This is a genomic window from Salinimonas iocasae, assembly GCF_006228385.1.
Lineage (GTDB): Bacteria > Pseudomonadota > Gammaproteobacteria > Enterobacterales > Alteromonadaceae > Alteromonas > Alteromonas iocasae.
This window is the reverse complement of record NZ_CP039852.1, coordinates 785,234-799,624: the sequence shown is the minus strand read 5'-3', so window position 1 is coordinate 799,624 and position 14,391 is coordinate 785,234. Positions and strand designations below refer to the sequence as shown.

The window sequence follows — 14,391 nt, the reverse complement described above, 5'->3', positions numbered from 1 at the left end:
AAGGCGGGTGAACTTAAACTAGCTGGGAACTACCTTTAGGTACTTCCCGAATCTGAGCGTCGTCCTGTCACCGGGGCGGCAGGATAGTAAACCTCTGGGTTGTAGGAAAATTCCTTTGCTTATTCGTAACCTTTGTACAATTGCTCTTACCGCCGTCGTGCTGACATTAGCAGGTTGTAGTGGCGGAGTACTCGATCCGAAAGGACAGGTTGGTGTTGAAGAAAAGTGGCTGATTATTATCTGTACACTTTTGATGCTAATCGTTGTTATTCCGGTCATCGTGTTGACTCTCTACTTCGCCTGGAGATATCGCGCCAGTCGGGATTTTGAAGTTTATACACCTAAATGGGCTCATTCGACGAAAATCGAAGCAGCAGTCTGGTCCATACCAGTTCTAATTATTATTGTTCTGGGCGTTATCACGTGGAAATCCACGCATGCGTTAGACCCTTACAAACCTCTTGAAGGCAAGGGCGAACACATGACTGTGGAAGTAGTTTCATTGAATTGGAAGTGGCTGTTTATCTATCCTGAGCAAGGTATTGCGACAGTTAACGAGCTTGTGTTTCCGGCTGATAAGCCAGTGGCATTCAAGATCACTTCTGAAGGAACAATGAACTCGTTCTTCATTCCTCAATTAGGTAGTCAAATTTATTCAATGGCCGGTATGGAAACCAAGCTACACCTGATTGCTGACGAGCCGGGTACTTACGAAGGTTTCTCAGCAAACTACAGTGGTAAAGGCTTTACAGGAATGAGCTTTGATGCGATTGCCACCCCTACCAACGAAGATTTTGATGCGTGGGTAGAAAAGGTAAAACGCGAAGGTGGCGAGCTTGACTCAGCCTCTTACAAAGCACTGACTGAACCAACTGAATTTCACCCGGTGGAATACTTTGCTGATGTGAAAGATGGATTGTTCCACGACATCATCATGAAGTTCATGAAGGACCACGGTGAAATGAACTACTACAGCAAACCTAAAAATGCGGTCCAGGGGCAGCACGAAGCAGCGCACAAAAAAGCGCAGCATGCAGGCGCTCATGAAGCAGAGGCCGAGGAGTAATCATGTCTTTGTTAGGTAAATTATCTATCGAAGCCGTTCCGTACCATGATCCGATTATCATGAGTACGTTAACGGTGGTGGCAATTCTGGGTGTGGTTATCGCCGGCCTGGTCACCAAATATAAGAAGTGGGGCGTTCTGTGGAACGACTGGATCACTTCTATTGACCATAAACGCTTAGGCGTTATGTATATCATTCTTGCGCTTATCATGCTGCTACGGGGCTTTGCCGATGCCATCATGATGCGTTCGCAACTGGCGCTAGCCACTAACGGCGCTGAGGGCTATCTACCGCCTGAACATTACGACCAGATCTTCACCGCTCACGGTGTCATTATGATTATCTTCATGGCCATGCCTTTCATGGTCGGCCTGATGAATATCGTATTGCCACTGCAGATTGGTGCGCGTGATGTTGCCTTCCCGTTTTTGAACAACCTGAGCTTCTGGCTGACAGCCGGTGGTGCGGTGCTGATCAACCTGTCTCTTGGTTTAGGTGAGTTTGCCAAAACCGGTTGGGTTGCTTATCCGCCACTCTCTGGCCTTGACTACAGTCCGGGGGTCGGTGTTGACTACTACATATGGGCCTTGCAGATATCCGGGCTCGGTACGCTACTGACGGCAGTTAACTTCCTTGTAACTGTGGCTAAGATGCGTGCACCGGGTATGAAACTGATGCAGATGCCTATTTTCACCTGGACATGTACCTGGGGTAACATCCTGATCGCTGCGTCATTCCCTATTTTGACTGCAGTGCTGGCCATGCTGACACTTGATCGTTACATGGATTTCCACTTCTTCACTAACGAAGCCGGTGGTAACTCTATGATGTACATCAACCTGTTCTGGGCATGGGGTCACCCTGAAGTATATATTCTGGTTCTGCCAGCATTTGGTATTTTCTCAGAAATCATTTCTACCTTTACCGGTAAACGTCTGTTTGGTTATAAGTCGATGGTTTATGCCAGTGGCGCCATCGCGATTCTGGGCTTTGTTGTCTGGCTGCACCACTTCTTCACGATGGGCTCCAGTGCCAACGTAAACGCCTTCTTCGGGATAATGACAATGATTATCGCGGTGCCTACGGGTGTGAAACTGTTTAACTGGATATTCACGCTGTACCGTGGTCGCTTACACATCACTACACCTGTGCTATGGACGTTGGGCTTTATGGTGACGTTCACCATCGGCGGAATGACCGGTGTACTGCTTGCTATCCCTGGTGCTGACTACGTACTGCACAACAGCTTGTTCCTGATTGCTCACTTCCATAACACAATTATTGGTGGTGCGGTATTTGGTTACCTGGCTGGTTTCTCTTACTGGTTCCCGAAAGCCATTGGCTTCAAGTTGGATGAGAAATGGGGTAAGTCAGCGTTCTGGTGCTGGCAGATCGGCTTCATGCTTGCGTTTATGCCGTTGTACGTACTTGGCTTCCTGGGCATGACCCGTCGTCTGAACTCAACAGACAACCCAGACTGGAATATCTGGCTATATATCGCGGCCTTTGGTGCTGTGGTTATTGCTTTCGGTATCCTGTCTCAGGTCATTCAGTTAGTAGTGAGCTTTATGAAGCGTGAAGAGCTGGACGATAAGACCGGCGACCCGTGGAATGGGCACACCCTGGAGTGGTCTACAGCATCACCACCTCAGTTCTACAACTTCGCTAAAATTCCGCATGTTAAGGACATCGATACATGGACTGACATGAAAGAGGAAGGTGAAGCTTATAAGCGCTACGAAAGCTATGAGCCAATCCATATGCCGAAAAATACGTCTGCCGGTGTCACTATAAGTGCTAGCCTGACTGTTTTCTGCTTTGCCATGATTTGGCATATCTGGTGGCTGGCAATTGTTGGTTTTGTCGGTGCAATCGGTTTCTATATCAAGCGCTGTTACACCAAAGACGTAGATTACTACGTGCAGCCTGACGAGATTAAGAAAATCGAGGATGAACATTTGAAAAATGCGCCAAAAGAGGTAACAGCATGAGTTCAATTCCATCAAGCTTAAACCCTAACAGTGATGTAGGAGGTCATGGCGACGGCCATGACCACGAGCATCACGATACCAGCGGGAATACCATTTTTGGATTCTGGCTGTATCTGATGACGGACTGTTTATTGTTTGCATCATTTTTTGCAACTTACGCAGTCCTTTCTATGAACACCGCTGGCGGTGTGTCTGGTGCCGATATTTTCGAGCTGGACTTTGTTGCTGTAGAAACCGCAGCTCTGCTGTTTAGTAGTATTACTTTCGGCTTCGCAATGATTGCTGCACACGCGCAGAAAAAAGCGCTGACCCTGACCTGGTTAGGTGTCACCTTTGCTTTTGGTGCGGCCTTTATCGGGATGGAAATCTATGAGTTCCATCACCTGATCGTAAATGGCAACGGGCCAGGCGAAAGCGCATTCTTAACCGCGTTTTTCTCACTGGTTGGTTTGCACGGCATGCACGTTACTGCCGGCCTTATCTGGATGACTATTATGATCATCGAAGTGCTTCGTCGCGGTTTAGGTAATCAGACAGTTACTCGTCTGAGCTGCCTGAGCCTGTTCTGGCACTTCCTTGATATCGTCTGGATTTGTGTATTTACCGTTGTGTATCTGATGGGAGCAATGTAATGAGTCACAGTCATTCTCATTCCACCACCCCCGGCCAGGCTGAAGCACATTCAGCCGACCACGGTGATGTTAAATCGTATGTTATTGGCTTCGTACTGTCTGTCATTCTGACCGCTATCCCTTTTTGGGCGGTGATGGAAGGTGACCTGTCGAAATCAACAACTATTTGGACAGTTGTAGTTACTGCAGTGGTTCAGCTGTGGGTACATCTTAAGTTCTTCCTTCATCTGAACTTTGTTACTGAAGACGGTCGTGCAAGTACGTTCTCGTTCCTTTTCAGTGCACTGGTTATTGTGATGATCGTGGGACTGTCCATCTGGATTATTTACGAATCCAACGCGATGATGATGTACTAGCCTTCGGGCTGGTACGTTATCCGTGCAGAAGTATCTGGAGAAACTGAATAGATGTTCCGACGTTATTTACAAGTGACTAAGCCTGGTATCATCATGGGCAATCTTATCTCTGTTGCCGGCGGCTTTTTACTGGCCTCACGTGGCGACGTTGACGGATTGCTGATGATAGCCACCATTATCGGGTTGTCGCTGGTTGTGGCCTCCGGTTGTGCAATTAATAACTGCATTGACCGGGATATTGATGCCAGGATGCAGCGTACCAAAACCCGTGTCACGGTAACTGGCGAGATGTCACTAAAGGCAGCACTGGCACACGGGGTAGTGTTAGGCATCGCCGGGTTTGCTTTGCTGGCTGTATTCACTAACGCCGTCGCAGTGTTTTTCGCTGCGTTGGGGTATGTGGTTTATGTAGGCATCTACAGCTTGTATATGAAACGGAATTCAGTTTACGGCACACTGGTGGGCAGCCTTTCCGGCGCAGTTCCACCGGTGGTAGGTTACTGCGCGGTTACAGCACAATTTGACGCTGGTGCTGCGATTTTACTGCTTATGTTCAGCCTGTGGCAGATGCCCCATTCTTACGCTATCGCTATATTTCGATACAAAGACTATGAAGCGGCTAACATACCTGTACTGCCGGTAGAAAAAGGCATTGAACGCGCTAAGCTACACATCGTGCTTTACATCGCTGTGTATGCGCTGGTAACAATGTTACTGCCGTTAGGTGGTTACACTGGCCTCGGTTTTATGGCAGTGGCAGCGACGACCAGTATATGGTGGCTGGTGATGGCGCTTCGCGGCTATCGCAGTGATGTAGATGTTAATGGATGGGCCCGGCAGGTTTTCGGATTCTCTATACTTAACATTACCATTTTGAGTATCGCTATGGCGGTAGATTACCACGCTGTAGCTCCTCAGCTGTTCGTATTTAGTTTATAGAAAAAGGCTCCTGACGGAGCCTTTTTTAGTCTTCCAGTACATCAAATTTTCGTATTTCAGTATTCTCTACAATATCTTCTGCCTGTGCGGTAAAGCGATTAAAGTGCCCCGCATTGAAATGCGCTTCAAGGGCGGCTTCATCATCCCACAACTCACTTAAAATCAGCTCTACCTGTTTACCTACTTTGCGCTGTAACAAGTCGTATCGCTGACACCCGTCTTCCTGTCGGGAATGAAATTGCAGCGTTTTAAGTGCGCTAATAAGATGTTCTTCATTATCTTCAGTGCAGTGCAACGTCGCTATGACGGCAATCATGGTTTTCTCCTTGCCATTTATAATTACAATACACTGTTTGTACGGCTGCCTGCGCTTTACGATTTCCCCCAAAGGTGTCTTTTTGTTAATCGTAAGAAGGCAGGTAGTAACGGGCAATCAGCGGCAGGTTGGCACTTCCTGTTAACTGCGCATGTTCACCCAGACTGCCACAGTAAACGGCGGGCTTACTAACGCCGCGCCAATCTCCGCTATCCAGATGCTCTGTAACGCTCTGAATAATTAATGCTTTGAGATAAGCTCCCATACTACCATCGATGATAATACTGCCGGCGTCATTGGTAGCTTGTACGATTACGCTGGCCTGTACCAGCGCCTGTGTGGCCTCATCAAGCCATTGTTCCACTTTTTTCCGTGTCGCTGGCGCCAGTGACCTGATTCCAGATTGCAATGCTTCCCACTCGGTTGGTTCAATGGTCTGTTTTAAGTGATTAAGCGATGCATATTCGAGCAACTGACCCACCTTCCCGTTTACAAAAACAGGCAGCGAACCTAGCGCCCCGGCGTTACCGGTACTGCCTTCTACAACCTGCCCGTTCATTACAATACCACCACCAATAAAAGCGCCTATATGAAAATAGGTAAAATTGTCTTTTACAGGTAATCGCCCGAACAGAAGCTCTGCTGAACACGCAGCGGTGTCGTCGTTACACAAATACACTGGCAATTCACACAGTTGAGTCATTACAGCCCGGATGTCGAAATCGCGCCACTGCTCGAGTTCGTTTTGACTGAGAGCTGACTGAGGCCACTGCCATAAAGCAAAAGGCATGACTATCCCCAGCCCTGCCACACGCGCCGCGCAATTTTGCGGCATCCTGGAGTAGAGTGAGGTAATGTTATGCGCTACAAACTCTCGCACTCCTGCTGGTGTGGGAGATGTGACCGGCTGCTCAATACAGTGGAGCAAGGTGCCGCTGAAATCAATGACTGACAGCGCGAGGCGCCGGCGACCTACCTTGAGGCCAATAGAGAACGCGCCTTGCGGATTTATGCTATATGGAATCCGTGGCTGCCCTTTCCTCCCTTTAACAGGCTGACCGGCGCGCAAAAGGCCAGCTTCTTCAAGACGGTTGATAATAATAGTGGCAGACTGCGCTGATAGCCCGGTTATGCGCGCAATATCGGCTTTGGGTAACGGGCCTTGTGTTCGTATCAGCGTAAGTACATGCCGCTCATTAGTATCCCGGATTCGGGTCTGGCCTTTCACCGCATTTTTCTCACATTCAAACATCTGCTTATCGCTCCGTAACGCGCCAGAAGGTTTCGAACTCGCTCACATCACAACAGCGAGTCTGAGCAAATTATTAAATAAACAAAGTTGATTTAACAATTTTATTTTTACATACTGGCGGCCAATTGTTAACAGATAAACGAAGGCTGGCTGATTTGAATAATACATCCCCTGCCCTGATCCCCGCCGGTAACAGAATTCAGTTTATTCTGCTCGCTCTTTGTTTTGCGGCATGGGGCACAGCCGCTAATATGACCGACCCACTGGTCAGCGTGTTCAGCAAAACGTTCAGCATGAGCGCATTACAATCTGCACTTGTGCAATTTTCTTATTATGGCGCGTATTTTTGTCTGGCGATCCCTGCGGCCCTTATTAACAAAGTTTTTTCGTTCAAAACCGGCATGTTAATAGGTCTTGGAATGGCTTGTATCGGCGCGTTTTTGTTTTACCCGGCGAGTCAGGCTATGACGTATGGTTATTTTCTGGCTGCCCTTTTTATTCTCGCCGGTGGCTTGTCTATCCTTGAAACCTCCGCCAATCCTTTTGTTATGAACCTTGGTAGCGAAGCAACCGCTACCCGCAGGCTTAACCTTGCTCAGGCATTTAACCCGCTGGGCACCAATCTGGGCGTATTTTTAGCTGCAACACTTATCCTGCCCAATTTAAGCAGCGCCGATGCAGCTGCCCGGGCAACGATGGACCAAGTCCAGCTAAATCAGGTGGTCAGCAACGAGCTTAATGCTGTAATGACCCCCTATGTAGGTATGGCAGCATTTCTGGCACTGCTGTGGATTGCATTCGCCTTATGCCGCCCGGACATATCCGTGGCTAAAAATGAACGCAGTCGGGTCGCCGAAAGCATGACCAGACTGTTACGTCTGCCCCGCTACCGCTTTGGTGTTGCTGCGCAGTTTTTTAATGTCGGTGCGCAAACCTGCATGTGGACGTTTACTATTCAGTATGTCATGAAAGCACTATCAGCAAATGAGGTTACCGGCGGCCACGTACTTCAGTACAGTATGATTTTGTTTCTGATTTCACGGTTCGTTATGACCTGGTTGATGGGCCGCTATTCGCCCCAAAAGCTGTTAGCGCTAATGAGCTTCACAGCGATTGCGTTGTGTCTGGTGATGGTCATGAGCCTTAATCTGACAGGTGTTATCGCCATGGTCTTAGTGTCAGGTTGTCTGTCACTCATGTTTCCAACCATTTATGCGCTATCCTTACACGGATTAGGTGACGACGCTAAACTTGGTGCGGCGGGGCTGGTTATGGCTATTCTTGGTGGAGCACTGTTTCCAGTGTTACAAGCCTACGTAATGGATAATTCCGGTGTGGGCATCTCGTTTATTGTTCCGGCCGGCTGCTTTATGTTTATTACCGTTTACGCGTTCTACATTATTAAAACGCAGAATAAGCCCTCCCTAACCCACAGCTAAAAAGAGGTCGTAATGCAGATACTATGTTTAGGTGAAGTATTGGTTGATATGCTGGGCCAGTACGTTGAACAAAATGGCGAACACATCAAAATATTCAGGCCCTTTGCCGGTGGCGCGCCTGCGAATGTTGCCGTAGCTGTCTCTAAGCTGGGCGGAAGCAGCGCACTAATTTCAAAAGTGGGTAACGATAGCTTCGGTAAAATGCTCGTATCAACGCTGAAAAGTTATGAAGTGGATACCCGCTTTATCGCCACCAGTGAAGGGAAAACAGCACTGGCTTTTGTCGATCTGGATGAGTCGGGTGAAAGAACGTTTGATTTTTATGTGGAGAATGCTGCTCATAAAGATATCACTGACGCCGATGTCAGTGGCGTTCCTCTCACCTCCCAAACGCTTGTCCACCTTTGCTCAGGATCGTTTTCCACCCCGCAACTAAGAGCATCATCAGCTTCACTGATTCAACGGGCTAAATCTTGCGACACACTGAATTGCATGGATATCAACTATCGCCCCGGCTTTTGGCAGAACCCTGAACAAGCCCCTGAAATCATTGATAACGCAGCCAGGAAAATGGACATTATTAAAGCCAGCCAGGAAGAAATGGACGCCCTGTATGGCACCGATGCAGGTCACATAGTGCAGCAATGGCAGGATGCAGGGGTATCGCTGATACTGCTTACAGATGGTGCTCAACCAGTGTCTTACCTGTCTGCCACGTCTTCCGGTAAGTTTGATGTACCCGCCACTACGGTAAAAGATACGACCGCCGCGGGCGATGCCTTCATCGGCGGTTTGTTGTATCAGCTTTCAACGTCATTAGCCTCGGGCGTCCAGCTAAAGGAGTTTCTCAGTAAATCTGAAAATATTCATACACTACTGAACGTTGCCACCCGGTGTGGGGCTATCGCCGTATCCAGATTTGGGGCGTTTGACGCCCTTCCTTCACAGGCAGATATTAACAACATCAGCTAACCCTTTTTTACTTACTTCCGGTGCAAAACTGCAACATATTGCGCCGGATAGGTATTTACATAGCGGGCAGGAAATTTGTAGAAATACGCCTCCTAAACTTCCTTTGAAAACGTTTACCCTCTGGTTTTACTGGGCTTTAGCATCATTTTTATTTCAGATGAGCATAGTAAACCTGCTTTGCATGTCAGCTTTGCACACCCCTTGCATACGTTTGCACCAGATAAATTTTTTTATAGTCTGTTTTTAGTACTAAAACAGCTTTTGGTAAAAAGAATCAGGATGAGATATGGCGTCTTACAAGGGTAAAAACATCGATTTTATAGTGGCAACGGATGAGGACGACGAAGGAGCACTATCCAGAGTTTCAGCAATATCCTCGTCTTTTCCTATGGCAAGAATTATTGTTGTAGACAGCTCTGGCGACGCACATAAATCGCAATCCCGTTTGCGTGAGACGATTTCATTACTTGGTAAGAAGGCGCAGTATGTTGATTGCAATCGCCACTGCCGTTACACATGCTATCAAAAAGCGCTGGACTGTTTACAAGGCGATTACGTCGCGTTTCGTACCGATAATGGCATGATAGACGAAGCATTGACTGCCCTTGGTTTTGGCGAGGGTTTTGAAGAAGATATTCTCATTACTCACCCGGCAATTCGCGTTACGGCTGAGAATCAGGATACGCCCGCAGAAAACATTGAAGCGATGCTCTTTAAACGGGCTTTTGTAGAGCAAACTGAGGCGTTTGCTAACCCCGATAGCTTTGATGAGAAGTCATTCATTACTAAAGCACTACGTGCGGCGAATTGGCGCATGGAACCTTCTTTCCGCGCAGCGTAATTACCAGACATAAAAAAGCCGGCAACACGCCGGCTTTTTTCGTTTCAGCTCTCAGTTACATTTTGTAGCTGATTGTCACATACCCGAAACGACCAATATTATCATAGGCTGCATCACCGGTTCCGGTACCCGTTGTCCCCAAGGGTAAAGCACGGTTAAACAGGTTATCTACACCCACAGATGCACTTACGCCATTTTTAAAATTGTAGCCAACTGTCACATCGGTTACCGCATACGATGCATAAGTCATACGGCTGCTTGGGTTAGGGTTAAGCGCCAGTGCCTGATTATCATACAGGTTCACTTCGTCGATAAAGCGTGTTTTCCAGCTTGCTTCCCAGTCCCCACGGTCATAGTTCAGGCTGAATGTTCCCTGCCAGGTAGCTTCGCCGGCAGTACCTGCATACTGGTAGAAGTCTTCAGGATTATCCTGGAACGGGAACTCTTTGCGCTCATCCAGGTAGGTAGCAATCAGGTTGGTACGGAACGCACCGCCCAATGCATCAAAGTCATACCCGAACTCAAAGTCCACACCTTCAGCTTCCTGACCAGCCAGATTCAGTGCATAACTTCTGATTAGTGTCACCTCACCCACATCATTACGGGAAACCAGGTTACAGTACTCATTGTTGATGCCATTTTGAGAATCGACACAGCGATTCAGAATGGTCTGCGCACCTACTGTTGAAATAGCATCAGTGAGCTCGATCTTCCAGTAATCTACCGTAGCTGTAAATCCTTCAAACCAACCTGGCGTATACACCAAACCTACGGTTTCAGATGTAGATTGTTCGGCATCAAGATTGCGGTTGCCGCCGGTTTCGCCTTCTAGCGTCTGGGAATCGTAGTTTGAATTAAAGCCCGCCGGGATCCCTAATGCAGCACAATTTGAACGACGTAACTCGCTATCGTCCAGATTTGCCAGATTCTCTTCCCGGCATGGGTCGTCAACGGTGAAAAATGTCTGGCTGGCTTCACCGAACAACTCTCCAATATTAGGCGCGCGAAGTGCAGATGAGCGTGTAGCGCGCATACGAAGGTCATCGAAGATTTCCCAGTCCAGCCCTAACTTCCAGCTGGTTGCATTACCAATAGAAGTATAATCAGCTACTCGGATTGCACCATCAACCGTCATCATATTAATACCCGGCAGGTCGGCCAGAACCGGTACGGTCAGCTCAGTGAAAACCTCTGATACCTCATAGTATCCACGGTCTTCACCCAGCGCATTAAAGAAGGTGCCCTCGGCATTTTCAGGCTCGTTAATCTGACTTTCTTCTTTGCGATATTCCACACCAGCCGCAAAACCGACATAACCTGCAGGAAGCTCATAAATACCGGAGTTAGATACTGAGCCACCAACGTTATATTGTTCGATCTTGCTGGTGCCCACTGATGTAGTATTGATGTAATTGATGGCGGCGTCACTCGGTGCGCCGAAGCCCATAATATTGACCGGGACACAACCGGCCGCGCGCGCGTCCTCATCAGCACAAACAATCTGACCATCTACTTCAACTGCATTAAGCGCATTGAAGTAGTTCGCCATGATCATGTTGTTGCTGTTAGCCCGTTCAAGCTCAGTTTTACCGTAATTGATAAACGCTTCGTATTCCCAGTAGTCATTAAAGACACCTTCTACACCCAGCACAATCCGGGTTGTTTCACGTTCGTCATTTTCAGTACGACGGCCCAGGTCAGTCATCATGCGGTTAACCATGATGCTGTCGAGTCCCTGCTCATCCATATATTGCGCAACTGAGTCATTCAGAAAGGCGTTATCGCGACTGATAGAATTTTGCGGGTCGAAGAAGAAAAACGCTGGTTGGCCAAGACTTTCTGCACGGGTGCGGGCATATTTTGCCTGCGCATAGATTTGCGTATCGTCGTTAAGGTCGTAATTACCTTTTACATTGAAGTTGGTACGGTCAAACGCCGGTTGCAAATCAGTAAACTGGCGCAGATTGAAGAAATCACAAGGGCCGGCACACGAGAGCGCATCAACGCTATCACCCAGGTAGACATCTTCCAGCGAACCATCAGTATTGAAGGTTTTGTCGAATCCGGCACCGAAAACGCCTCGGTTGTTGATAGCATAATAACCCGCGTTGGGTGTATATATGTCATCCGGGTATTCCAGAGAGTTCAACTGATCATCGGTTCTTTGAGCGCCAAAAATACTTTCGTAGCTCATATTGCGATAGGACGTGGCCGTCCAGGGGTTGTCCAGCGCATTTAACCGGTTCTGACTGCTGTACTCTGCTGCAAAGGCAATGTTGCCGCGCTCATCGTCAAAATTCAGACCGTAAGATGCCTGATATTTTTCATTTTTATAATTATTGTCGTTAGCGTAGCCGCGCGTTGCGCTGACATCGAACCCTTCAATGTTCTTTTTAAGCACGAAATTGACCACGCCGGTTACTGCATCAGCACCATAAACTGCCGAGGCGCCCCCGGTGATAATTTCAACACGCTCGATCCAGGTTGTTGGGATTGTATTGGTATCTACCGCTGCACTACCGGCAGAACTGGAAACGTGGCGCTTTCCGTCAACCAGTACCAATGTACGATCGGTACCCATGCCGCGAAGATCCAGAATATTCAGGCCGGCTGTACCGATATACTGACCAGAGTTAGCAAGAGAATATGTATTAGCAAGCGCAGGTAGCTCGTTGAGCACCTCGCCAATATTCATCGCCCCCGTATTCAATAATGATTCACCGCTTAACACGGTTACCGGCGAAGGTGCGATTGCGCCCTGACGGGAAATTCTTGAGCCTGTGACCTGAATTTTTTCAACAGCAGCATTCTGCTCCGCAGTATTTTGTTGCGCAAAGGCAGCCCCTGTGGTCAGAGCGACGCTGCCAGCCATAGCTATTTGCACAGCATAAGCAAGTTTGTTCATCTTCAATTCCTAGAGTGTTATTAATTATAAGCGCATTGATTTATGCGAATTTATTATTCTTATTAATATAAAAGGCGGCAGTATTTTAATTATTCTTCAATTAAAAAAACCAACTAAATATATTTTTTCCTAAACATCTAATAACAAACCTGTAATTTCAGACACTTATAAAGATTAATAAAAATCTTATCTGAACAACGATTCACCAAGCGTTCAAAATTAAATCAAACGTTAGTTATTATTGATACCACCAGGCTATGCAAAGCCTTAAAGCCAGCCACGCCAAGTCTTATATCAAGACAAGAATAAAACAACAATCGGCGTAACGCTATTTTAGGTTTCGATAAAAAAACGACTGAACAAATTACAAAAAATTCTGAATTATATTCAGTTAAGCAAATGTTAAAAATGTAATTAGCAATTACAAACTAATAAAAAGGCATTAGTTAAGATTCTTTTTTGACCAAATCTTGTTTAATTATGCGCGAATTCAACTCCGAAGTGCACCACTCGCTAAATTAGGCAGCCTTGCGTAATTCATTGAATACCGCAACAGGTTGCCTGAAGCCGAGGCACTTTCTCGGTCTGGCATTTAATGCCCGCTCTATTTCACTAATTTGCCTATCCGATACCGTCCGTAAATCGGTGCCTTTCCGGATGTACTGGCGCAGTAAACCGTTGAAGTTCTCATTCAGTCCGCGTTCCCATGATGAGTACGGATTCGCGAAGTAGATATTGGTTTTGAGCTTCTCAGCGACCAGCGCGTGGTCACAGAATTCGCTGCCGTTGTCCGCTGTGATTGTTCGGACATGACCTCGATATTTCCAGAGCATCCCAACCATGGCTCGGGCCACGTCTGCTGCGCTTTTCGCTGGCACTTTGCGTATCAGGTAAAGCTTACTTTTGCGCTCGACTAAACTAACAATCGCGCCCGTTCCTTGCTTGCCCAGAACCGTGTCAGCTTCCCAGTCACCGAACCGCTTTTTCTTGTTCACGATAGCGGGACGATGCTCAATGCCAACGCGATTCGGGATAATTATCCGCTTCGCACGGTCACCTTTACGATACCTTCTGTGACTCTGGCGCAGCTGTTTGTACAACCTACCGCCACGTAATTTATCACGCTGGACGTAGCGATAAATCCATTCGTGACTGACGTGATGACCGATGATTTTACCTACACCAGCAATCTGCTCAGGGCTCCATTTCTGGTTCAGCCCGAACTCAACAAAGGTAATCGTCAGTTCAGATATCCTGAACTTTGCGGCCTGGCTGCGGCGCTTCAGTGCTTTTGCCTGAGCGACTTCCGGCAAATAGTGGTTATCCCGAATTCTATTGCGATTTACTTCCCGGCTGATTGTGCTGTGACTCACGCTCAGACGTTTTCCGATCTCCCGATAACTGAAACCCTCGCGTAAGTAGGCCTCAATCTGGTATCGTTGTCCCTCGATCAACTGCTTGTAACTCATGGTAATACTCTAATTGTTTGGCGACTTTAGAATACCACCAACAGGCAGTTGATCATCTATCACCCGTTAACCATGAGTGGTGCACTTATTATCTGAATTCGGGTGCGGCAATATTAGCAGGCATACATTTTGATAGATTATCAGTGTTGTTTTTATGAGATTACCTATAAATGCGTAAGTAATTTCATTTTACATTTTGCCAGGAGGACACAT

Annotated in this window: 12 protein-coding genes; 8 read left to right on the top strand and 4 right to left on the bottom strand. The window is 47.4% G+C overall.

Going from position 1 to position 14,391, the window contains the following annotated elements; translation table 11 throughout:
• Positions 1-115 precede the first annotated feature (115 nt).
• From cyoA to cyoE, 5 genes are read left to right on the top strand one after another with little or no spacing between them, the layout of a single operon-like run.
• Positions 116-1,066 carry a ubiquinol oxidase subunit II gene (gene cyoA, locus FBQ74_RS03475; protein ID WP_139755337.1) on the top strand — a complete coding sequence of 317 codons (951 nt, stop codon included), beginning with the start codon at positions 116-118 and terminating at the stop codon, positions 1,064-1,066.
• A 2-nt stretch (positions 1,067-1,068) separates the two neighbouring features.
• Positions 1,069-3,057, top strand: coding sequence for a cytochrome o ubiquinol oxidase subunit I (gene cyoB, locus FBQ74_RS03470; RefSeq protein ID WP_139755336.1), 1,989 nt, complete (start codon positions 1,069-1,071; stop codon positions 3,055-3,057).
• Positions 3,054-3,689, top strand: coding sequence for a cytochrome o ubiquinol oxidase subunit III (gene cyoC, locus FBQ74_RS03465; RefSeq protein ID WP_139755335.1), 636 nt, complete (start codon positions 3,054-3,056; stop codon positions 3,687-3,689). The genes cyoB and cyoC overlap by 4 nt, the downstream gene beginning before the upstream one ends.
• Positions 3,689-4,045 carry a cytochrome o ubiquinol oxidase subunit IV gene (cyoD, locus tag FBQ74_RS03460; protein ID WP_139755334.1) on the top strand — a complete coding sequence of 119 codons (357 nt, stop codon included), beginning with the start codon at positions 3,689-3,691 and terminating at the stop codon, positions 4,043-4,045. Before cyoC ends, cyoD begins: the two co-directional genes overlap by 1 nt.
• Before the next feature lie 51 nt (positions 4,046-4,096).
• Positions 4,097-4,984 carry a heme o synthase gene (gene cyoE / locus FBQ74_RS03455; RefSeq protein ID WP_139755333.1) on the top strand — a complete coding sequence of 296 codons (888 nt, stop codon included), beginning with the start codon at positions 4,097-4,099 and terminating at the stop codon, positions 4,982-4,984.
• A gap of 25 nt (positions 4,985-5,009) precedes the next feature.
• On the opposite strand, the gene FBQ74_RS03450 is transcribed toward cyoE, so the two are convergent.
• Both FBQ74_RS03450 and FBQ74_RS03445 read right to left on the bottom strand, forming a co-directional pair.
• Positions 5,010-5,300, bottom strand: coding sequence for a putative quinol monooxygenase (locus tag FBQ74_RS03450; protein ID WP_139755332.1), 291 nt, complete (start codon positions 5,298-5,300; stop codon positions 5,010-5,012).
• Positions 5,301-5,385: 85 nt separating this feature from the next.
• Positions 5,386-6,552: an ROK family transcriptional regulator gene (locus FBQ74_RS03445; RefSeq protein WP_139755331.1), complete on the bottom strand. Its 1,167-nt coding sequence runs from the start codon at positions 6,550-6,552 to the stop codon at positions 5,386-5,388.
• 155 nt (positions 6,553-6,707) lie between these two features.
• On the opposite strand from FBQ74_RS03445, the gene fucP reads away from it, so the two are divergent.
• The 3 genes from fucP (at position 6,708) to FBQ74_RS03430 (ending at position 9,804) form a co-directional block, all read left to right on the top strand.
• Positions 6,708-7,991, top strand: a complete 1,284-nt coding sequence (gene fucP / locus FBQ74_RS03440) for an L-fucose:H+ symporter permease (RefSeq protein WP_232371966.1) — start codon at positions 6,708-6,710, stop codon at positions 7,989-7,991.
• Positions 7,992-8,003: 12 nt separating this feature from the next.
• Positions 8,004-8,963, top strand: a complete 960-nt coding sequence (locus tag FBQ74_RS03435; protein WP_139755330.1) for a carbohydrate kinase family protein — start codon at positions 8,004-8,006, stop codon at positions 8,961-8,963.
• Positions 8,964-9,249: 286 nt separating this feature from the next.
• The gene (locus FBQ74_RS03430; RefSeq protein ID WP_139755329.1) at positions 9,250-9,804 is read left to right on the top strand and encodes a hypothetical protein; all 555 of its coding nucleotides are present in this window, start codon (positions 9,250-9,252) and stop codon (positions 9,802-9,804) included.
• A gap of 55 nt (positions 9,805-9,859) precedes the next feature.
• Here the strand turns inward: FBQ74_RS03430 and FBQ74_RS03425 are convergent, their stop codons facing one another.
• Both FBQ74_RS03425 and FBQ74_RS03420 read right to left on the bottom strand, forming a co-directional pair.
• The gene (locus FBQ74_RS03425) at positions 9,860-12,709 is read right to left on the bottom strand and encodes a TonB-dependent receptor domain-containing protein (RefSeq protein WP_139755328.1); all 2,850 of its coding nucleotides are present in this window, start codon (positions 12,707-12,709) and stop codon (positions 9,860-9,862) included.
• Between the two features lie 518 nt (positions 12,710-13,227).
• Positions 13,228-14,178 carry an IS30 family transposase gene (locus FBQ74_RS03420; RefSeq protein ID WP_139754917.1) on the bottom strand — a complete coding sequence of 317 codons (951 nt, stop codon included), beginning with the start codon at positions 14,176-14,178 and terminating at the stop codon, positions 13,228-13,230.
• Positions 14,179-14,391 lie beyond the last annotated feature (213 nt).